Source organism: Sphaerisporangium rhizosphaerae, from assembly GCF_042665155.1.
Taxonomy (GTDB): Bacteria; Actinomycetota; Actinomycetes; order Streptosporangiales; family Streptosporangiaceae; genus Sphaerisporangium; species Sphaerisporangium rhizosphaerae.
Map to the genome: position 1 here is coordinate 27,342 of NZ_JBHTCG010000003.1, position 21,070 is coordinate 48,411.

Genomic DNA, 21,070 nt, shown 5'->3' on the forward strand with positions numbered 1-21,070 from the left:
TGCACCTGGGCCGTCGGCGACGTCGCGAGGAGCCCGCACGTCCGGTGGCGTGATCGTAGGATGGGCGGCCATGAGCGTTCGCGAGCTTCGTCTGGTCGTCACCGCCGAGGACTACGAGGAGGCGCTGCGGTTCTACCGTGACGTGCTGGGCCTGCCTGAGCTCGCCGACTTCTCCTCGCCGGACGGCAGGGTGCGGCTGCTGGACGCGGGCCGGGCGACCCTGGAGATCATCGACTCCCGGCAGGCGGAGTTCATCGACCGCGTGGAGGTCGGGCATCGGGTCGCCGGGCCGATCAGGGTCGCCCTGGAGGTGGGTGACACGGCCGGCACCGCCGCCGAACTCGCCGATGCCGGGGCGGAGGTCATCGCACCCCCCACGCGCACCCCGTGGAACTCGCTGAACGCCCGCCTGGCGGCCCCTGCCGGGTTACAGCTCACCCTGTTCGAGGAACTCGGCGACTGAAGCCGCCGCCGCGGTCTGCTCGTCCCGGCCGCCGGCCTGGTTCTCCGCGCGTGGTGAGGCTGGGTACGTCGTCGCGGGTCAGAGGAAGCAAGCCCGGAGTGGGAGGTCAGAGGGAGTAGATGGCCAGGGCGGTGAGGCCGATGCTCAGGGCGACGAAGCCGAGGGTTCTGGGACGCTGTGCGGCCTCCCGCCGGGAGGAGACGACCAGGACGGCGCCGAGGGTCGCCGCCGCAGTCAGGTGCAGTCCATACCACACGGGGATCGGCACTTTGGCGAGGAAGGTGCCGCTCAGCAGGTCGTCGGCGGAGGCGTAGCCGGCAAGCCCTGTGAGCGCGCCGAGGCCCAGCGCGGCGAACCCGTAACGGAAGCGGCCGAACAGGATCCACGCGACGACCCCGAGGCCGAGCAGCACTGAGGAGTTGTGGTGCAGCTGACGCACGAGCAGGCCACCCCGCACGTCCATTCTGATCTTCAGGACGGAGGCGTAGGCGTCGCTCATCTGGGCGCCTTGCAGCGGCGCGTAGGAGCCGTCGTATGCCACCGTCCCCCCGCCCGGCTCGTAGTAGTACGCGAGGAAGCCGCCGGTGAGCAGGACGACCACAAAACAGTAGACGAGTATGTCGCCCATCAGTTGCCGCACGCGATCCACCGCCGTATCCCACCACAACGGGATGAAGCGGGGTTGGCTTTCTGATCAGGTCCCGGCCGGGCGTCACAGTTGCCGCAGGACCTTGTCCAGGGCCTCGGCGACGCGCTCCTGCTGGTCGGCGGTCAGGTGGGGGTGCATGGGCAGCGACAGGATCTCGGCGGCGGCCTTCTCGGCGACCGGGAAGTCGCCGGGGCCGTGGCCGAGATCGCCGAAGGCCGGTTGCAGGTGCACCGGCACCGGGTAGTGGATCTGGGCCTGCACCCCGGCCTCCTGGAGCCCGGCGAGCACCCGGTCGCGCTCGGGCACGCGGATCACGTACAGGTGCCACACGTGCACGTTGCCCGGGGCGGCGCGCGGCACCCGCACGCCGTCGATGCCGGACAGCAGGTCCGCGTACCGGTCGGCGGCGGCGCGGCGCAGCTCGTTCCACCGGGCCAGGCGCGCGAGCTTGGCTCGCAGCACGACCGCCTGGAGGGTGTCCAGGCGCGAGTTGAAGCCGAGCGTCTCGTGCCGGTACTTCACCTCGCTGCCGTGGTTGGCGAGCAGGCGGACCGCGCGGGCCGTCTCGGCCGAGGAGGCCAGCACCGCCCCGGCCTCGCCGTACGCGCCGAGGTTCTTGCCCGCGTAGAAGCTGGTCGCGGCCAGGCCGACCGGGGGACGCCCGGCCTGCTCGGAGCCCTGTGACTGCGCGGCGTCCTCCACCACCGCGAGCCCGTGGCGCGCGGCCAGCTCGTGGACGGCTGTCATCGGCGCCTGCTGGCCGTACAGATGGACCGGCAGCACCGCCGCCGTGCCGGTCCCGGCGGCGGTGGCGGCCGACGCCGGGTCCAGCAGCAGGAACTCCTCGTCGCAGTCGGCCAGCACCGGCCGCAGGCCGGCCCGGACGACGGCCTCGGCCGTGGCGACGAAGGTGTTGGCGGGCAGCACGGCCCCGGCGCCGGGCGGCAGGTCACTCGCGCGCAGCGCCAGCTCGACGGCGTCGGTGCCGTTGCCCACGCCCACGCAGTGCGGCACGCCGGAGAAGGCGGCGTACTCCTGCTCGAACGCCGCGACGTCCGGGCCCTGCACGAACGCCGTGGTCGCGAGCACGCGATCGAAGCCCTCGCGCACCTCCTCGGCCACCTCGGCGTGGGCCGCGCGCAGATCGACGAACGGGATCATGTCAGTGCTCCAGGAGAGGGAAAGGGAGGGACGGGGACGGTGGAGGGGCGCAGGAAGCGGGCGGGCACGCCGGCCCAGACCTCGCGGGCGGGGACGTCGCGGGTCACGACCGACCCCATGCCGACCAGGGCGTAGGGCCCGATCGTCAAGGTCTCACGGACCAGCGCGCCCGAGCCGACGTAGGCGCCGGAGCCGACGCGGACGGCGCCGGCCAGTCGCGCGCCGGCGGCGAGCGTGGCGAAGTCCTCCACCACGTCGTCGTGCGTCAAGGTCACGTGCGGCATCACGCTGACGTGCGCGCCCAGCGTGACGGCGGCGGTCAGCACGGTCTGCGCCAGCACGACCGACCCCGGGCCGATGGTGGAGGTGCGGGACACGCTCGCCGCCGGATGGACGAGCGTGGCGTACCGGGCGGGCGGCAGGCCGAGACGGGCGACGATGCGGGCCCGGCTGGTGTGGTCGCGGGGGCTTCCGGTGCAGACCACGACCTGGGCGTCCTCCCGCTTCACCGCCAGGTCGGAGCCGCCGAGCACCGGCACCCCGTCCACGACGGCGCCGTGCTTGGCCGGGTCGTCGTCCAGGTGCCCGAGCAGTTCCCATGTCGGGGAGACGTCGTTGACGGCGTGGACGAGCTGCGCGGTCTCGCGGGCGAACCCTCCGGCGCCCACGATCAGCAGCGGCGTCACGCGGCCGCCCGGGGACGCGCCGCCGGCAGGGAAGGGAGTGTCATGCGGTCTCCTTGGTCGCGATGCGGGCTCACGCGGCCCGCCTGAGGTCGGCGAGCACCCGGCGCCTGCGGTAGCCGTACAGGCCGACGACGAGCACGCCCGCCGTGCCGGCCGCCGCGAGGACGCCGAGATCAGGGACGATGACGCGGCCGGCGCCCACGGCGAAGGCGCCGACGGCGAGCGCCGCCAGCACCGCGGGCCACAGGCTGCGCGCCAGGTCCGCCGGCCGGACGCCGGCCCGGCCGAGCATCCACAGGTAGGCGGGCAGCACCACCAGGCCGGCCACGGCGACCAGCGCGACGGCGGCCCCGCGCAGCCCGCCCTGGGTGACGCCGAGCCACATCGCGGGCACCAGCACGGCCAGCCACAGCCCCTGGACGGCGAGCACGGCGCGCGAGCGTTCCAGGACGACCAGGTAGTCGTAGACCAGCTCGAAGAAGATCCGCAGGCCGGCGAGCACGCCGAGCCCGGCGAGCGCGACGGCGGCCGGCCCCCACTGGTCCCCGTACACGAACCGAATGATCGCGGGAGCCGCGCCGCTCAGCAGCAGGCACATGGGCAGCGTCAGCCCGACCAGCAGGGCGGCGACCGTGACGAACGAGCGGCTCAGCGTGGGCCGGTCGTGCTGGAGCCGGGCGAACGCGGCAGGCGCGACCGCGCGCACCGGCTGGGAGAACACCGCGACCGGCCACCCGGACAGGTTGACCGCGAGCACGTAGAAGCCGAGCGCGGTGGAGCCGAGCACGTGGCCGACGACGATCTGGTCGGCGTAGCCCACCGCGAAGACCAGCAGGGACGCACCGGCCAGCGGCAGTCCGAACCGGACGAGCCGGCGGGCCACCTCACGGTCGAAGCCGAACCGCAGCCGCTGGGGCGCGAAGGAGACCAGCAGGGCGCCGCCCGCGAGCGAGCCGCAGACCCGGCCGACGGCCAGGCTCATCGCCCCCCAGCCGAGCAGGGCGAGCGCGAGGGAGATCAGCGCGCCGAGCCAGTTGTCCACCTGGTCGGCGATCATCTTGCGTCCCTGCATGAACTCGCGCTGCATCAGGGCCGCCGAGGTGGACACCAGCCCGTTGGTGACGACGCTGAGGGCCAGCACCCGCACCGGGCCGGTGGCGGCCGGGTTGCCCATCACCGCGGCGAACGCGGGCGCCGCCGCGACGAACGCGCCGCAGACCAGCACGCTGAACCCGGCCGACATCGTCGCCACGGTCGGCACGATGGACCGCGGGTCGCCCGGCCAGCGGACGATGGCGAGGCTCACCCCGAGCTCGTTGATGCTCAGCATGGCCAGCAACGCGACCAGTGCGACCGCGAACGTGCCGAACTCGGCCGGCCCGAGCACCCGGGCCAGCGTGATGCCGATGGCCAGCGTCCCGAGCCGCGCCGCGATCGTGCTGAGCAGGCTCCAGCCCAGCGCCCTGCCCGCCCGGCTGCCGAGCGACGGCGCGTCGACCTCCGGGGCGGTCACGGCCTGCTCCGGGCGACGGCGTTGAAGTCGTCGCGGGCCTCGGTGCCGCGCAGGCGGGCGTAGCGGCGGCGCAGCTTGTGGCCCAGCACGCCGGCGGCGGTGCCGACGGCGTCCAGCGCGGCCGGGCGCTCGGTGACCGCCTGCTCGTAGATCTCCACCTGGACGCGCGCCGCGCGCTCCAGGCTGAAGCGTTCCACGACCAGGCGCCTGCCGTACTCGCCCAGCTCGCGCCGCAGGCCGGGGCCGGCGTGCAGGCGGCGCAGGATGGCCTCCAGGCGGGGCGCGCCCTCCTCGCGGCCCGCGCCGAGGCCGTACCACCCCTGGCCGAGGAAGGTCTTCTCGCTCTCGGGGGTCAGCAGCTCGAAGAACCCCAGCTCGCCCTGCACGATGAGCGGCTTGGCGAAGGCCAGCGAGCGCAGCGCCGAGCCGCCCATGGCCAGGCACACCTCCGCCGCCGCGTACGCGGGGCGGGGGTCGAGGAGCTGGCCGGTCACGACGACGGCGCGGCGGCCGGCGGCGGCGTTGGCGGCGGCGGCGCGCTCCTCCACCTCGGCCCTGGCGGGTCCGTCGCCGACGATGACGAGCCGCAGGTCCAGCTCGGCGGCGAGCCGGCCGACGACGTCGATCGCGGTGAGCAGGCCCTCGAGTTTCAGCTCGGCGACCAGGCGCCCCACGACCACGATGTCCAGCGGCCCCTCCGGCAGGTCGAAGGCGCGGCGGAACTCCGCCGCCGGGTGCCCGGGGGCGTTGGCGTGCACGTCGACGGGCGGCTCGATGAGGTGGACGTGGCGGCGTCCGGGGGCGGCCCGCTCCTGGATCTCCCGGGTGCCGACCACCAGCGGCAGCGAGGGCGGCAGGAACGGGGCGACCGACATCGACATGATCGTGCAGACCGCCGCGGAGGGGCCGCGCAGGCTCGCGTAGAACGCCTCGACGCCCGGCGGCCACTCGTAGCCGTGGATCACGTCGATGCCTCGACGCACGGCCAGGTCGCGCAGCATCCGCGCGGTCGCGGGGGAGGGCCTGCGCCGCCCGGGGTCCAGCGGCAGGTGCGGCAGGCCCGCGTCGGCGAGGTGGGCGACCAGCGGGCCGGGTTCGCCGATCACGCTGACCTCGTGGCCCAGCCGCTGGACGGCGGCGGCGAGCTCGACGGCGTTGAGCTGGCTGCCGCCGACCTCCATGGCGTGCGGGTACACCAGAATGCGCACGGTCAGGTCTCCATGGGGTGGGAGGTCACCGGGTCGGTCTCCTCGAAGGTGGCGGTACGCGGGACGCCCCCGGGGGAGGCCCCCTGGATGGGAGGGCTCCCCGTGGGGGGCGGGAGGTCAGGTTCGCGCGGCGGCGTGCAGGGCCTCGACGACCTGGTCCTGCTCGGCCTCGGTCATGGCGTGGAACAGCGGGAGGATCAGCGAGTTGGCGGTGAGCCACTCGGTGTGCGGCAGCTCGGCGGCAGGGACGTCCGCGTAGGCGGGTTCCAGGTGGGCGGCCATGATGCCGCGCCGGGCGGAGACGCCCCGTTCGGCGAGGAAGCCCAGCAGGTCGTTCCTGCTCATCGGGAAGCCGGCCGGCAGGGCGATCCAGAACGACTGGTAGTTGGTGCGGCCGTGGTCGGTGTCGCCGGCGGTGGTGAGGCCGGGGATGCCGGCCAGCAGCTCCTGGTAGCGGCCCGCCAGCGCCCGCCGGCGCGCGACGAGCTCGGGGAGCCTGCGCAGCTGCACCAGGCCGACCGCCGCCTGCAGGTCGGTCATCCGGTAGTTGAAGCCGACCTCGCTGTACTCCTCAGGCGCGGTGGAGCCGCTGGCGTGCCGGTCGGCGGCGCTGACGCTCATGCCGTGCTCGCGCAGCCGCCGCGCGCGGGCGGACCACTCGGGGTCGCCGGTGGTCAGCATCCCGCCCTCGCCGGTGGTGAGCAGCTTGCGGGGGTGGAAGGACCAGGCGGCGACGCTCGCGCCGGCGCCGACCGGCCGGTCGCGGTAGAACGACCCGGCGGCGCAGGCGGCGTCCTCGATGAGTGCGAGCCCTTCGTGCACCAGGCGGATGTCGTCGACGTCGGCCGGCACGCCGCCCTGGTGCACGATGATCACCGCGCGGGTGCGGGGGGTGCGGGCGGCGTCGATGGTCTTGGCGGTGAGGTTGCCGGTCGCCGGGTCGATGTCGGCGAACACCGGAGTGGCCCCGACGTACCGCACGACGTTGGCCGTCGCGATGAACGACAGCGAGGGGACGACCACCTCGTCCCCGGGGCCGACGCCCGCGAGCACCAGGGCCAGGTGCAGCGCGGTGGTGCACGAGGAGGCCGCCACTCCGTGCCCGGCCTCGACGCTCGCGGCGAACGCGCGCTCGAACTCGGCCACCCTCGGCCCCTGCGCGACCCAGCCGGAGGCGATGACCTCGCCGACGGCGGCTTGCTCCTCCGGGCCGAACCACGGCCGCATCACCGGGATCATCGCCCGGCCACCTCCCTGATCTCAAGGCCGAGAAGATCCGCCAGCAGGCGGACCCTCTGGTTCCAGTCGTGCCGTGCCGCGAACGCCCGCCGCGCCTCGGCGAGCGCGGGCGTGCGGGGGGTGCCGAGCCCGGCCGTCACGGCGGCGGCGAAGTCCGCCGGGGTCCGCGCGACCGCGATCAGCGGCCCGGCCGAGAGCCAGGCGGTGGCGGGCAGGTCGGTCGAGACCGCGGCCCGGCCGGCCGCCAGGTACTCCAGCGTCTTCAGCGGAAAGCTCGCCCGGTTGAAGGCGCTGTCGGCGTAGGGCGTGAGGCCGACGTCCATGACCCGCAGGTAGGACGGCAGCTCCTCGTACGGCTTGCGTCCCACCCAGTGCACGTTGGGGCGGGCGAGCAGCCGCGGCCACCGCTCGGGCTCGTAGTCGCCGGCCCGGGGGCCGACCAGCACCAGCGGCGCCCCGGTGGCCGCGACGGCCTCCAGCAGGGCGATGTCGATGCGGGCGTTGATGTGCCCGACGAACCCGGCGGCCGGCGTCGCGGCCAGCTCGGCCGGCAGGTCCGCGGGCAGGGCGGCCTGGTCGATGTCCCGGTAGGCCGACACGTCGCACCCGTTGGGCACCAGTGCCGCCGTGCGCCCCTCCCGGCCGAGCCGCTCCACCAGGTCGGGCGAGACGACGGCGACCGCGTCCGCCCGCGAGGTCATCCGCCGCTCGGCCGCCGACAGCCGGGCGGCCGACATCCGGATCAGCGAGGCGCCCGCCACCAGGTCGTCGGTGAGGTAGCGCACCGTGCGCGCCCGCGGCGCGAGGTCCAGCAGGTCGGTCGTCCCGGCCACGACCACCGCCGTCACGGCGCCGCCCACCCTGCGGGCGGCGGCGCGCACGGCACGGCGGGCCAGCGTCGCGGTGACCCGTTCGACGCCCCTGCGGTAGGCCGCGGGCGGCGCGACCGGGCTGAGCCGCCACAGGCCGGCGTGGACGCTCCGCAGCACGTGCCCGGCCTGCCCGGTCTCGGGGTCGCGCAGCCCGGAACGGACCGGCCGCGGCGGGTCGACGTACAGCACGTCGGTGAACGCGCTCAGCCGGTCGGCCATGTGCCGGTCGGTGCCGCTCACCCCGTCGTACCGGGTGCCCGCGCCGTAGACCAGCAGGTCGCTCACCGGGCCTTCTCGGCGCGCCACCAGGCGACCAGCCGGCGCAGGCCCTCTTCGAGGTCCACCTCGGCCTTCCAGCCGAGCCGCTCGGCCGCCGCGCCGACGTCGGCCAGGCGCCGGGTGACGCCGTTGACGGCGCGGGCCGGGCCGAACTCCAGCCCGAGGTCGCTCGCGTCCATGACGGCCATCAGCGCCTCGGCGAGCCCGCGCAGGCTGGTCTCGGTGGCGCTGGCGATGTTGAAGACCTCGTCGGTGACCTCTCCCGACGCGGCGAGCAGGTTGGCGCGGGCGATGTCCTCGGTGTAGACGAAGTCCATGGTGGCCAGGCCGTCGCCGAGGATCAGCGGCGGCCGGCCGGCCTCGATGCGCTCCATCCAGCGGATCAGCACCTCGGTGTAGAGCCCGTGGATGTCCATGCGGGGGCCGTACACGTTGAAGTACCGCAGGGCCACGTAGTCCAGGCCGCGCATCGCGTGGAAGCTGCGCAGCAGCCCCTCGTTGAAGGTCTTGGCCGCGCCGTACAGGGTGTCGTTGGCGTAGGGGTGGTGGTCCTCGCGGGTCGGGAACTCGGTGGCCAGGCCGTACACCGAGGCCGAGGAAGAGGCGACGACCTTGCGCACGCCGGCGTCGGCGGCGGCCTCGACGACCTCGTAGGTGCCGTCCACCAGCACCTGCAGGGCCAGGCGCGGCTCCTCGGCGCACTGGGTGATGCGGATGGCGGCCAGGTGGAACACCACGTCCATGCCCTCGGTGAGCGAGCGCACGAGCGCGGTGTCGCGGATGTCCCCCTCGACGACGCGCAGCCGGCGGGAGTCTCCGGCCGCGGCCTCGGCGGTGGCCAGGTTGGCGCGGCGCCCGCGGACGAAGTTGTCCAGCACGACCACCTCGCCGGCGCCGGCGGCGAGGAGCTGGTCCACGACGGTCGAGCCGATCGTGCCCGCGCCCCCGGTCACCAGGCAGCGGCTGTTCTCAAGTGCCGAGATCATCGAATGGTTCCCCCAAGGTCGATTCGTCTGCCGTCATTTTGGATGCTTCGCCCCGCCGCTTCCAGGAGTGCGAGCACGCGCAGTCCCGACCTGCCGTCGGTGAGCGGGGCCCGGCCCTCGGTTATGGACGCCGCGAACTCCGCCATCACCCCGCGCAGCGCCTCGCGCTCGGGCAGGGCGGGTACGACGACGTCACCGGTGCGATAGGAGATCAGGGCCGCCCGGCGCTCGTCCTCGCCCGCGGCGGCCAGGTCCACCCCCCGGTCGTACACCGACAGGCGCTGGGCGGGGTTGACGTCGTCCCACACGATGGTGCGGCGCGAGCCGCCGATCACGGTCGTGCGGATCTTGGTGGGGCTGAGCCAGTTGACGTGCACGTGGGCGATGGCCCCCGACGACAGCCACAGGGTCAAGTACGCCAGGCACGGCCGGCCCGCCCCGATCGGGTCGGAGGTGTGCGCCGCCACCGCGACCGGGGCCACGCCCTCGGGGAGCACGAAGTCCAGGATGGACAGGTCGTGCGGCGCCAGGTCCCACAGCACGTCCACGTCCGGCTGCACCAGGCCGAGGTTGATGCGCACCGAGTCGACGAACTGCACCTCGCCCAGCTCGCCGGAGGCAACCAGGTCGCGGATGCGGCGCACCACGGGCGTGTAGCAGAAGGTGTGGTCGAGCATGAGCACCCGCCCCCGCTCCTCGGCCAGGGCCACCAGCTTGGCGCCCTCCTCGTAGGTCGGCGTGAGGGGCTTTTCGACCAGGACGTGCTTGCCGGCCTCCAGGGCGGCGCGCACCAGGTCGAAGTGCGTGCGCGCCGGGGTGGCGATGGCCACGGCCCGCACGTCAGGGTCCTTGAGCACCTGCTCGACCGAGGAGGTGGGCCGCACGGTGGTGTAGCGGCCGAGCACCGCCCTGGCGCGGTCCTCGTCCAGGTCGCACAGCCACTCAAGGCGCAGCTCCGGGGTCGCCATCGCGTTGCGCACCAGGTTGGGGCCCCAGTAGCCCGCACCGATCACGGCAAGGCCGATCGACGTCAAGGCGGCTCTCCTGTCCTGTAGGTCGGGGATCGGGTGGTGTGTCGGTCTTCGGTGACGCGGGTGATGCGGGCCGGGTGCGGTCCGGTCGCCGCGGGGTCCCGCCGCGATCGAACCGCACCCGGATGACGGGACTAGCTCGACGGGGTGAACAGCACGTCCACCCAGTAGTTGGCCCCGTTGAAGCTGGCCGACGGGAACCCCGAGTCGGTCCCGTACCGGTAGACGCCGTTGCCGCCCGCGGGTCCGCCGTTGGCCGCCGCGGTCAGCGGGGAGTTGGCGTACGGCCCGGCGTTGAAGTACGCGCCGTCGCCCGCGTAGTGCCCGTTCGGCGCGTGGTAGGAGGCGACGTACACCTGCCCGGCCACGACGTCCACCGGGGTGGCGAACTGGAGGGTCTGCCAGCCCGAGGCCGACTCGTTGACGAAGGCGCCGGTGGCCAGCGGGGTGCCGGTGGCGCTCCACAGGTTGCCGACGTGGGCGCCGGTGTTGCCGGCCCCCTTGTAGAAGCGGACGCCGGTGACCTGGCCGTTCATCTCGGCGGTGAACTTCACCCCGACCTCGACGGCGTCCGCGTCGGCGTTCGACGGGTTGGCCGGGACGGCGTTGCTCGCCCAGATCGAGCACGGGCAGCTCGCCGGGCCGCCGGTGGTGAACGACCACGACGTCGTGGTCATGGAGTTGTCGGCGTCGTCGAGGGCGCCGCTCACCGTGACCGTGTACGTCGTGCTCTGCGCCAGCGGGGAGTCGGGGGTGAAGGTGAGCAGCGTGCGCGCCTCGTTCAGCGACCGCGTGCCGGCGACCGCCTGGTTGGCGGCGTTCTTCACCGTGATCGTGGCGGTGTTCTCCTTGATCGGCTCGCTGAACGTCGCGGTCACCGCCGTGCCGGTGGCCACGCCCGTGCCGCCGTGGTCGGGCGACTTGAGCGTGATGTAGGGCGCGGTGGTGTCGGCGAGCCGGGTGAAGATGACGTCCACCCAGTAGTTGGTCGCCCCCCACGACTGGTCGGGGTAGGACCGCGTGCCGTACTTGTAGACGCCGTTGCCGCCGCTGGTGCCGCTCGCGAGCGCGCGCAGCGGAATCGCGGTCACCGCCGAGGCCAGCCCGTTGCCCGTCCCCGAGTAGTGGCCGTTCGGCGCGTGGTAGGAGGCGACGTAGGTGGTGTCCTTGGTCACCGGCCACGGCGTGCCGAAGTACACCTCCTGCCAGCCCTGCGTCGACTCGTCGGTGAAGGTCGCCGTGGTCAGCTCCGCGCCGGTCGAGGACCACAGGGTGCCGGTGTGGGTGCCGGTGTTGCCGGCGCCCTTGTAGAACCGGATGCCCTCGATGAAGCCGTCGGTCGCCGGCTGGAACTTCACGCCCACCTCGACCGAGCCGGTGTCGTTGACGCTCAGGGTGTCGGGCACGGTGACGTCCGGCCAGATGCTGCACGGGCACAGCCCGGCCGTCCAGGTCTTCGCCGTGGTGAAGGCGAAGGTGTACGGCTGGGTCATGGTGTTGTTCGCGTCGTCCTTGGCGCCCGACACCGCGACCGTGAACCGCTCGCCGGGCGCCAGCGGCGCCGACGGCACGAAGGTCAGCGACTTGCGGGAGGCGTCCAGCGACACGGCGCCGGCGACGGTCGCCTGCGTGGCGTCCTTCACCGTGAACGTCGCGGTGCCCGCCTGCACCGGCTCGCCGAAGGTGACCTTCGGCTGCACGCCGGTCGGCACGCTGGACGAGCCGGGCACCGGCACGGCCGAGGTGACCGCCGGTGGGTAGACGTCGTTGACGGTGAACACGACGTCCACGTAGTAGTTGCCGCCGTTGAAGGTCTGGTTGGGGAAGCCCGCCCCCGCCCGGTAGACGCCGTTGCCCGCCGTGCCGGTGGCGGCCGGCGCGGTCAGCGGCGCGTTGGTCAGCGGCTGGTAGCGGAAGAAGTTCGCGTCGGCGGCGTAGTGGCCGTTCGGCGCGTAGTACGAGGCCACGTACTCGGTGCCGGCGGTGACGAACACCGGCGAGGCGAAGTTGAGCTTCTGCCAGCCGGTCGAGGTCTCGCCGGAGAAGGTGCCGGTGGCCAGCGGGTTGCCCGCGGTGTCCCACAGGGTGCCGGTGTGGGTGCCGGTGTTGCCGGAGCCCTTGTAGAACTTCACGCCGGTCAGGTAGCCGTTCACCGCCGGCTTGAAGCGCACGCCGAGCTCCAGCGCGCTGCCGTCGTTCTCGGCCGGGTTCGCGGGCTGGGTGGAGGAGGTGAACAGGCTGCACGGGCAGTCGACGGTGACGTTGCGGGAGGCCTGCGCGCCGATGTTGCCGCTGTCGTCGGCGGCGCGCGCCTTGATGGTCGTCGCGCCGACTCCGGTGACCTTCCACGTGTAGGTCCAGGCGCCGCGCCCGGTGGCCGGGTGCCAGGTGGCGCCGCCGTCGGTGGAGACCTCCACGGCGCCGACCTGGCCGCCGACGTCGGAGGCGGTGCCGCTGACGGTGACGGTCGAGCCGTTGTTCACCGTCACCCCGGCGGCCGGGGCGCTGATGGCGGCCGACGGCGCGGTGGTGTCGGTGGACTTGACCGCGGCGTTCAGCCCGGAGGTGAGCGACTTGGGCTGCACCCCCATGTCGGCGAACAGGTTGACCGTCGCCTGCTTGATGTTGAGGTTGCTGTAGTCGTTGTCGTCGTAGCTGTCGTGCTCGCCGTCCAGGCCCCACGACCACTGCACCGTCCCGGCGCCGAACACCAGGGCGCCGCTCGGGGCGCGGTAGAACGTGATGCGGTGGGTGGCGCTCTTCTGCGCGACGTTGGTGCCGTAGTCGATGAGCACCTGCTCGGCGGTGGAGGTCGTGGTCGACATGGGCACCAGGCCGGCGGGCCGCGAGCCGTTGTCGAGGTCCTCGTCCCACTCGTACCCGACGACGCCGGGGATGTTCATCGAGCCGGTGGTCTGGCCGCCGACCCCGGTGCCGCGCCAGAAGCGCATCTTGCCGTCGGCCACGGGCACGGTCAGCGGGATGCCCTCGCAGCCGTTGTCGGAGGTCGTGCAGTTGACGGTGAACAGCGTGCCGGTCAGCGCGTTCTCGGGCCTGCCGCCGTCGGCCGGCGGGCTGAACCGCGGGTCGCGCCAGGTGCCCGTCCAGACGTTCGCCGTCGGGTCGATCTTGGCGTTGGCGTGGGTCTCCTTGTAGGAGACCAGCGTGCGGTAGGAGTTCTCCCAGCGGGTCTTCCAGTAGACCTCGTTGCCGCTGAAGAAGGCGAGGTTCACGCCGTTGTCACGGGCGTTCTCGAAGGCCGCGCGCTCCTCGCCCGACCAGTACTCGTCGTGGCCCACCGACAGCACCGACTTGTGGGTGAGCAGCGTGGCGGGGCTGCGCGCGGCGTCCAGCGACGACATGTACGACACGTTGTAGCCGTTGGCCTCCAGCCAGCGCACCATCGGGTACTCGTTGGCGAAGACGAAGTCGCGGCCCCAGGGCGTGGACTCCCGCGTGTTGAACGGGCGGTTGTAGCTGACCTTGACCGCCCGGCCCGGCGCGATGACGCTGTCGCCCCGGTAGAGGCTGTTGAGCACCTTGTTCGGGTTGTCCTCGGTGGCGGTGATGTCGCCCCAGGAGTTGTAGGCCTGCCAGGTGCTGTCGGAGGTGCGGAACAGCACGTCGGAGGTGCTCGCGTCGTCTCGGACCACGAAGACGATGTGGGTGTCGTCGTTGGTGTCGGTACGGATCACGTGGGCGAAGTAGATGCCCGAGACGGACGTGGTGGGAACGGTCCAGCTCGCCGCCGTGCCCCAGCCACAGGCGACCTCGCCGGTGGTGGTGTTCTCCGGGCAGTGCGGCTGGTTGCGGGAGACCGAGGTGGTGGCGGGCACGGTGATGACCTTGCGCGCGCCTTTGCCCTGGTAGTACCCCATGCGGTAGATGTCCACCTGCAGGTTCAGCGCGGTGGACCGGATCTTGAAGTTGATGGTCTGGCCGACGTTGACGCTCATCTGGTCGCCGTAGCCCTCGACCGTCCCGTGCGGATTGGTGTCCCACTCCGACCGGTCGCTGCCTGTGATCTCGTTCTCACAGGTGATCTTGTTGCCGCCCGCGTCGCAGGGACCCATCGCCTGCGCCGGCGCGGCGGGGGTCGACAGGAGTGCGGCGAGAGTCAACGCCGCTGCTGCGAAAGCCGACCTGTGTCGGCGCGCGGCACTGCGCGATTTCATGAAGCTCCCACGTGATTTCGAAAAGGGTCGCTTGCCCCGGTGGTGCTCACGCTGTGGAGCGTGGTCCCGACGAGAACGACGTCCGGGCGTGTGGACCGGTTTACGCGGTGCCGCCGACCGCGGTCACATGCGTCCCATCCGTAACACGAGGGCACTGACGCGCGTGCCGCGCCCGCCCGGCCAGGGTCAGCGGGCCTGGACCGCGATGACCGACTTGACCAGACCGCCGAGCCGCTCGAACCGGATCTGGGAGGAGGGGAAGTAGTGCCGCATCTCGGTGATGCTGAGCAGCTCGACCTCCATCACGATGGTGCGCGCCGCCTCGCGGTCGGAGGTGGGGGTGTGCACCAGCGGCCAGCGGCGCAGCAGGGACGTGCGCACGGCGATGGGAAGGTACTGGAAGCCGGGGAACAGGAAGTGCGGCTCCACGGGGAAGTAGCGGTAGGGGGTCTGCACCCAGTGGCGTCCGGCGAGGCGGTGCACGGAGTCGGCGAACATCTGGCGGCGGAGGTGCCCGCCGACGTGCTCGATGACGGCGTTGGAGAACACCAGGTCGTACTTGGTGTCCAGGATGGCGGCCGGCAGCTCGCAGGCGTCGGCCACGTCGGCCCTCAGCCAGCCGGGAAGCTCCGCCGGGGGCTTCTCGAGGTTCACGACGTGCACATGGGCCGGACGCACCGGCGCGCGCAGCCAGGCGCTGGCCGTGCCGCCGAGGTCGATGACCGACATTTCCGACAGGTCGGGGAAGCTCTGCGCGAACCAGTTCCATCGACGGGCCCGCGCTTTGGCGCCGAGCGAGTCGGGGGCGTCGACGAAACGGCTGCGCAGCGCGTTCAGACGGCTCATGGTCTCTCCTTGGCGAGGAGTGCGATGGGGGGTGTGGAGCTCGCTGCCATTGACTCCGCCGGAGTGGGCACGTTCCAACGGGACCGCCCAACTATCGCACGGCCCGGTCCGGACGCAGCACGCGCCGCCGTCATTCGATAGCGCACTGAGATCGGAGCTGTCACGCTTGGCCTCGTGGAACGATTGAAGATCGAAGACACCTACCTGCTGACCCCCGCCGTCCACGAGGACGACAGAGGGGCCTTCCTCGAGTGGTACCGCGCGGACCGGCTGTCGGACCTCGCCGGCCATGACCTGAGGCTGGCGCAGGCCAACTGCTCGGTCTCCCGGCGCGGCGTGCTGCGCGGCGTGCACTTCGCGGACGTGCCGCCGGGGCAGGCCAAGTACGTCACCTGCGTCAGCGGCAGCGTCCTGGACGTGACCGTGGACATCCGGGTCGGCTCGCCCACCTTCGGCATGTGGCAGGCCGTGGAGCTCGACGACCGCACCCGGCGCGGGGTCTACATCGGCGAGGGGGTGGGGCACGCCTTCATGGCGCTGAGCGACCGGGCGACCGTCGTCTACATGTGCTCCGAGCCCTACAACCCCGCCGGGGAGCATGGCCTGCACCCGCTGGACCCCGACCTCGGCATCGAGTGGCCCGCCGATGTCGAGCCGCTGCTGTCGCCCAAGGACGCCGCCGCGCCCACGCTGGCCGAGGCGCGCGAGAAGGGGATGCTGCCGCTGTACGAGGACTGCCTCGCGCACTACGCCGGCCTGCGCGCGGCCCGCGGGGCCGGAGCCGGCGTGGCGCACACGCAGTGATCATGAGGTGACGGGCGGTTTTGGGTGTGATGAATCCGGCGATTGTGGCATCGAAATCCCGGTTCTCATGCTGATTCAGCGCTATTGCCCATATAAAACGTGGGATCTGGTTGTCTCGTCGTTTCCCAACCGCAACAATGGCCTCGACTTGAACATGATCGGAGTCCGGCGTCCGCGAGCGCCGGAGGTGGAGGCTCGGGCCAGTGAGCGATTCCCGGCACGCGGACGGACGGCGCCCCCGGCGCCGCGCGGCGTCCGCCGAGACGAGATCGACCGGGTCACGCCGTTTCCCCGTCACGGGATGGGTGACCCTGCTGGCCGGGGCGGCGGTGCTCGGGGCCACCGTGACCGTGGTGGTCGTCAACCGTGAGACCACCGCGCCGCCGGTCGCCGCCGCCCCCGTCGCGGCGGAGGTGACGCTGGAGACCAGCCTGTGGAAGTCGCGCAAGGTGAAGGCCGCCGTCCAGGACGAGCACACCCCGCTCGAACTCGGCACCCGCTTCAAGGCCGCCCGCGACGGCGAGGTCGCCGGCATGCGGTTCTACAAGCCGGCCGCCGAGCGCGGCACGCACCGCGGCAGCCTGTGGAGTTCCGACAGGAAGCTGCTGGCCAAGGTGAGCTTCACCGCCGAGACCAAGAGCGGCTGGCAGCAGGCGATGTTCGACCGGCCCGTGCCGATCGTCGCCGGCCGCGTCTACACGGTGTCGTACCACACGACCAACGGCGGGTACGTCGCCTCGCCCGGCGTGTTCGACGAGCCGGTCGTCTCAGGGCCGCTGACCGCGCAGGCCGGGGTGTTCGCCCCCTCCGCCAAGGCGGCCTTCCCCTCGCGCGTGCACCACAGGCGGGTGAGCTACTGGGTCGACGTCATCTTCCGGCACCGGGAGCGCCACTACCCGCGGCCCTCCGACTCCCCGGCGCCGGGCGACCCGAGCGTCTCGCCGACCTCCTCGCCCGAGGGCTCGGCGAGCCCGACCGTCAGCGAGACGCCGACCGGCGGGGTCACCACCACTCCCACGGCCGACGGGTCCCCGAGCCCCTCGTCCAGCCCGACGCGCAGCCACACCTCCGACGCCTCGGAGTCGCCGACCGCGAGCGGCACGCCGAAGCCGTCCGGCAGCCCGACGCCCAAGGCCTCCCCGAGCGCCACCCCGAGGCCGTCGCTGAGCCCGGACCCGACCAGGCAGCCCACCAGAGAGCCGTCCGCCACCCCCAAGCCGACCCAGACCACCACCCCGCCGCCCGCCGGCGGCTTCCCCGGGGCCGGTGACACCGGCGTGCCGTCCGGCGTGAGCCTCAAGGACAGCAAGTCGATCACGGTCACCAAGGACGGCACGGTGATCGACGGCATGGAGGTCAAGGGCGAGATCAACGTCGAGGCCGACGACGTGACGATCCGCAACACCCGGGTGGCCGCGGCGCCCGGCGACTGGGGCATCATCCAGCGCAACGGGCACAGCGGGCTCACCGTCGAGGACACCGAGGTGTTCGGCGACGGCAAGCAGCGCACCCAGTTCGGCATCCTCAACCAGGGCGGCGACCTGACCGTGCGCCGGGTGGACATCCACACCATCAGCAACGGCATCCTGACCGAGCAGGGCCTGATCGAGGACTCCTACATCCACGATCCGAAGTACTACTCCGGCGACCACACCGACATGATCATGTGCACCAGCGGGCCGCCGTCCGGGGCCAAGCTGGTGATCCGCGGCAACACGGTGGTCAACACGCTGGAGCAGACCGGCGCGGTCGCGCTCTTCCAGGACTTCGGCGTGGTCCGCAACGTGACCGTCGAGGGCAACTTCCTGGCCGGCGGCGGCTACACCGTCTACGGCGGCGCCGGCAGCAAGGGCACCTCGTCCAACATCAAGGTCGTCGGCAACGTCTTCAGCAAGGACGTGTGGGCCAAGGGCGGCTACAACGGCCCGGTGGCCTACTGGGACAAGGACGGCTCCGGCAACGAGTGGAAGAACAACGTCTGGGAGGACGGCAAGACCGTCCCCGAGGGCGGCTGACCCGGCCCCGGGCCCATCCCGGAGAACGAAGGAGGCCCTCCACGCCGTGGCGTGGAGGGCCTCCTTCGTGTCATGCGCCCCTGGTCAGCCGACGCGCCAGGTGTCGCCGCCGCGCAGCAGGTCGCCCAGCCGGCCGGCGCCCTGGTCGGAGACGGCCTCGTGAAGCTGCCTGCTCATCAGCGTGTCGTACGCCGGGCGGTCGACCGAGCGGAAGATGCCGATCGGCACGTGCTCGAACGCCGGCTCGTCCAGCCGGGACAGTGCGAAGGCGACCGAGGGGTCGGGGTCGTGCGCGTCGTGCACCACGATCTCGTCCTCGGGCACGCCGGCCCGGTCGACGACCGCGAGGCGCCCGTCCGGGCCGCGGCGCACGGCCTTGGAGCCCGAGACGATCGGCTGCCCGTGCTCCAGGCGCAGCGTGATGTCGTCCCGCACCTCGGGGTCCTTGAGCGCCTCGAACGCGTTGTCGTTGAAGATGTTGCAGTTCTGGTAGATCTCGACCAGGCTCGTGCCGCGGTGCGCCGCCGCCTCGCGCAGCACCGAGGTGAGGTGCTTGCGGTCGGAGTCCAGGGTGCGCGCCACGAAGCTGGCCTCCGCGCCGAGGGCGAGCGAGATCGGGTTGAACGGCTTGTCCAGCGAGCCCATCGGCGTCGACTTGGTGATCTTGCCGACCTCGGAGGTCGGCGAGTACTGCCCCTTGGTCAACCCGTAGATGCGGTTGTTGAACAGCAGGATGTTCAGGTTGACGTTGCGGCGCAGCGCGTGGATCAGGTGGTTGCCGCCGATCGACAGCGCGTCGCCGTCTCCGGTGATCACCCAGACCGACAGGTCGGGGCGGGAGGCGGCCAGACCGGTCGCGATCGCCGGCGCCCGGCCGTGGATCGAGTGGAACCCGTAGGTGTTCAGGTAGTACGGGAAGCGGGAGGAGCAGCCGATGCCCGAGACGAACACGATGTTCTCGCGCTTGAGCCCAAGCTCGGGCAGGAAGCCCTGGACGGCCGAGAGGATGGCGTAGTCACCGCAGCCCGGGCACCAGCGCACCTCCTGGTCGCTCTTGAAGTCCTTCAGGGTCTGCTTCTCGGTGGCCCGGGGGATGAGGGTGAGCCCGGTGCCACGGCCGATCGGTTCCGCGGTGTGCCCGTTCGTCGCGATGTCACTCACTGTCGATCACGTCCTGGATCACTCCGGCCAGCTCCTCGGCCTTGAAGGGAAGACCGCGCACGCGGTTGTAACTGATGATGTCCACCAGGAACCGCGCCCGCAGCAACAGGGCGAGCTGGCCGAGGTTGATCTCGGGCAGCAGCACCTTGTCGTAGGAGCGCAGCACCTCGCCGGTGTTGGCGGGGAGCGGGTTCAGGTGGCGGAAGTGGGCCTGCGCGATCTTCCCGCCGGACGCGCGGGCCCGCCGCACGGCCGCGGCGATCGGCCCGTAGGTCGAGCCCCAGCCGATGACCAGCACGCGGGCGTCGCCGTCGGGGTCGTCCACCTCGAGCGGCGGGATGTCCTGCGCGATGCCGTCGATCTTGCCCTGGCGCAGCCGGACCATGAGGTCGTGGTTGTGCGGGTCGTAGGAGATGTCGCCGGTGCCGTCGGCCTTCTCGATGCCGCCGATGCGGTGCTCCAGGCCGGGGGTGCCGGGGACGGCCCAGGGACGCGCCAGCGTCTGCGGGTCGCGCTTGAACGGCAGGTAGGTCTCGCCGTCCTCGCCGTTCGGCTCCACGGTGAACTCGACCGACAGGTCGGGCAGCTCGTCCACCTCGGGCAGCCGCCACGGCTCCGAGCCGTTGGCCAGGTAGCCGTCGGACAGCAGCATGACGGGCGTGCGGTACTTCACGGCGATGCGCGCCGCCTCGATCGCCGCGTCGAAGCAGTCGGACGGGGTGGCGGGCGCCACGATCGGCACCGGCGACTCACCGTTGCGGCCGTACATCGCCATGAGCAGGTCGGTCTGCTCGGTCTTGGTCGGCATGCCCGTCGAGGGGCCGGCCCGCTGGACGTCCACCACGATCAGCGGCAGCTCGGTGGTGACGGCCAGGCCCACGGTCTCGGCCTTCAGCGCCACGCCCGGGCCGGAGGTCGTCGTGACGCCGAGCGCGCCGCCGAACGCGGCGCCGAGCGCCGCGCCGACGCCCGCGATCTCGTCCTCCGCCTGGAAGGTGCGGATGCCGAACCGCTTGTGCTTGGACAGCTCGTGCAGGATGTCGGAGGCCGGCGTGATCGGGTAGGACCCGAGGAACAGCGGCAGCTTCGACTGTACCGAGGCCGCGATCAGGCCGTAGGCCAGGGCCTGGTTGCCCGAGATGTTGCGGTACAGGCCCGGGGCCAGCGTGGCCGGCTTGATCTCGTAGGACACCGAGAACGACTCGGTGGTCTCGCCGAAGTTCCACCCCGCCTGGAAGGCCGCGATGTTGGCCTTGGCGATGTCGGGCTTCTTGGCGAACTTGCGCTCCAGGAACTTGATCGTCCCCTCGGTGGGCCGGTGGTACAGCCACGACAGCAGGCCGAGGGCGAACATGTTCTTGGCCCGCTCGGCGTCCTTCTTGGAGATGTCGAAGCCCTCGAGCGCCTTGACGGTCAGCGAGGTCAGCGGCACGGCGTGCACGCGCCACTCGCCGAGCGAGCCGTTGTCCACCGGGCTCTCGGCGTAGCCGACCTTCTGCAGGTTGCGCTTGGTGAACTCGTCGGTGTTGACGATGAGGTCGGCGCCGCGGGGCAGGTCGCCGATGTTGGCCTTGAGCGCCGCGGGGTTCATGGCGACCAGGACGTTGGGGGCGTCGCCGGGCGTCAGGATGTCGTGGTCGGCGAAGTGGAGCTGGAAGCTCGACACGCCGGGGAGGGTGCCTGCGGGGGCGCGGATCTCGGCGGGGAAGTTGGGCAGGGTGGAAAGGTCGTTCCCGAACTGCGCGGTCTCCGCCGTGAAACGATCACCGGTCAGCTGCATGCCGTCGCCGGAGTCGCCCGCGAAGCGAATGATCACGCGGTCGAGTTGCTGAACCTGCTTGGTCACAGCTCGGTCCTCCTCGACGCGCCTGGGCGCCGTCGCTCGTGGCACGTATTCATTTCCATGCTAGATCCCTTGGGGCTGCGCGGGCTTCTTTACGCATGCGCGTCGATCAGGGGTGTGACCGTGGGTCCCCTGGTGA

At 72.2% G+C, this 21,070-nt stretch carries 16 protein-coding genes; 3 read left to right on the forward strand and 13 right to left on the reverse strand.

Annotated features, from left to right (window positions below):
* The first annotated feature begins 70 nt into the window (after window positions 1–70).
* On the forward strand, window positions 71–463 hold the full coding sequence (locus ACFQSB_RS05195) for a VOC family protein (RefSeq protein ID WP_380824573.1): 393 nt from the start codon (window positions 71–73) through the stop codon (window positions 461–463).
* Window positions 464–569: 106 nt separating this feature from the next.
* Here ACFQSB_RS05195 and ACFQSB_RS05200 read toward each other — a convergent pair whose 3' ends face one another.
* The 11 genes from ACFQSB_RS05200 to ACFQSB_RS05250 all read right to left on the reverse strand — a co-directional run bounded on the left by ACFQSB_RS05200 (window position 570) and on the right by ACFQSB_RS05250 (window position 15,108).
* Window positions 570–1,103 carry a cytochrome b family protein gene (locus ACFQSB_RS05200; RefSeq protein WP_380824574.1) on the reverse strand — a complete coding sequence of 178 codons (534 nt, stop codon included), beginning with the start codon at window positions 1,101–1,103 and terminating at the stop codon, window positions 570–572.
* 72 nt (window positions 1,104–1,175) lie between these two features.
* Window positions 1,176–2,273, reverse strand: a complete 1,098-nt coding sequence (locus ACFQSB_RS05205; protein WP_380824575.1) for a DegT/DnrJ/EryC1/StrS family aminotransferase — start codon at window positions 2,271–2,273, stop codon at window positions 1,176–1,178.
* On the reverse strand, window positions 2,270–2,959 hold the full coding sequence (locus ACFQSB_RS05210; RefSeq protein WP_380824578.1) for a NeuD/PglB/VioB family sugar acetyltransferase: 690 nt from the start codon (window positions 2,957–2,959) through the stop codon (window positions 2,270–2,272). Before ACFQSB_RS05210 ends, ACFQSB_RS05205 begins: the two co-directional genes overlap by 4 nt.
* Before the next feature lie 70 nt (window positions 2,960–3,029).
* Window positions 3,030–4,472, reverse strand: a complete 1,443-nt coding sequence (locus tag ACFQSB_RS05215) for an oligosaccharide flippase family protein (RefSeq protein ID WP_380824580.1) — start codon at window positions 4,470–4,472, stop codon at window positions 3,030–3,032.
* Entirely contained in the window at window positions 4,469–5,680 is a 1,212-nt protein-coding gene (locus ACFQSB_RS05220; protein WP_380824581.1) for a glycosyltransferase, read from the reverse strand. The genes ACFQSB_RS05215 and ACFQSB_RS05220 overlap by 4 nt, the downstream gene beginning before the upstream one ends.
* Before the next feature lie 117 nt (window positions 5,681–5,797).
* The gene (locus ACFQSB_RS05225; RefSeq protein ID WP_380824583.1) at window positions 5,798–6,919 is read right to left on the reverse strand and encodes a DegT/DnrJ/EryC1/StrS family aminotransferase; all 1,122 of its coding nucleotides are present in this window, start codon (window positions 6,917–6,919) and stop codon (window positions 5,798–5,800) included.
* A complete protein-coding gene (locus ACFQSB_RS05230) occupies window positions 6,916–8,076 on the reverse strand; it encodes a glycosyltransferase (RefSeq protein ID WP_380824584.1) in 1,161 nt (386 codons plus the stop codon). Before ACFQSB_RS05230 ends, ACFQSB_RS05225 begins: the two co-directional genes overlap by 4 nt.
* Window positions 8,073–9,056: an NAD-dependent epimerase/dehydratase family protein gene (locus tag ACFQSB_RS05235; RefSeq protein WP_380824587.1), complete on the reverse strand. Its 984-nt coding sequence runs from the start codon at window positions 9,054–9,056 to the stop codon at window positions 8,073–8,075. Before ACFQSB_RS05235 ends, ACFQSB_RS05230 begins: the two co-directional genes overlap by 4 nt.
* Window positions 9,053–10,090 carry a Gfo/Idh/MocA family protein gene (locus ACFQSB_RS05240; protein WP_380824588.1) on the reverse strand — a complete coding sequence of 346 codons (1,038 nt, stop codon included), beginning with the start codon at window positions 10,088–10,090 and terminating at the stop codon, window positions 9,053–9,055. The genes ACFQSB_RS05235 and ACFQSB_RS05240 overlap by 4 nt, the downstream gene beginning before the upstream one ends.
* A gap of 131 nt (window positions 10,091–10,221) precedes the next feature.
* Window positions 10,222–14,208 (reverse strand): DUF4082 domain-containing protein, encoded by a 3,987-nt coding sequence (locus ACFQSB_RS05245; RefSeq protein ID WP_380824589.1) that lies wholly within the window; start codon window positions 14,206–14,208, stop codon window positions 10,222–10,224.
* A 240-nt stretch (window positions 14,209–14,448) separates the two neighbouring features.
* Window positions 14,449–15,108, reverse strand: coding sequence for a class I SAM-dependent methyltransferase (locus tag ACFQSB_RS05250; RefSeq protein WP_380824590.1), 660 nt, complete (start codon window positions 15,106–15,108; stop codon window positions 14,449–14,451).
* A gap of 174 nt (window positions 15,109–15,282) precedes the next feature.
* Between ACFQSB_RS05250 and rfbC the strand changes: the two genes are divergently transcribed.
* The gene (gene rfbC, locus ACFQSB_RS05255; RefSeq protein WP_380824591.1) at window positions 15,283–15,912 is read left to right on the forward strand and encodes a dTDP-4-dehydrorhamnose 3,5-epimerase; all 630 of its coding nucleotides are present in this window, start codon (window positions 15,283–15,285) and stop codon (window positions 15,910–15,912) included.
* Between the two features lie 305 nt (window positions 15,913–16,217).
* On the forward strand, window positions 16,218–17,927 hold the full coding sequence (locus tag ACFQSB_RS05260; protein WP_380824592.1) for a DUF4082 domain-containing protein: 1,710 nt from the start codon (window positions 16,218–16,220) through the stop codon (window positions 17,925–17,927).
* Window positions 17,928–18,011: 84 nt separating this feature from the next.
* Here the strand turns inward: ACFQSB_RS05260 and ACFQSB_RS05265 are convergent, their stop codons facing one another.
* Together ACFQSB_RS05265 and ACFQSB_RS05270 are read right to left on the reverse strand one after the other, a co-directional pair.
* On the reverse strand, window positions 18,012–19,088 hold the full coding sequence (locus ACFQSB_RS05265) for a 2-oxoacid:ferredoxin oxidoreductase subunit beta (protein WP_380824593.1): 1,077 nt from the start codon (window positions 19,086–19,088) through the stop codon (window positions 18,012–18,014).
* On the reverse strand, window positions 19,081–20,934 hold the full coding sequence (locus ACFQSB_RS05270; RefSeq protein ID WP_354838061.1) for a 2-oxoacid:acceptor oxidoreductase subunit alpha: 1,854 nt from the start codon (window positions 20,932–20,934) through the stop codon (window positions 19,081–19,083). Before ACFQSB_RS05270 ends, ACFQSB_RS05265 begins: the two co-directional genes overlap by 8 nt.
* Between the last annotated feature and the right edge of the window lie 136 nt (window positions 20,935–21,070).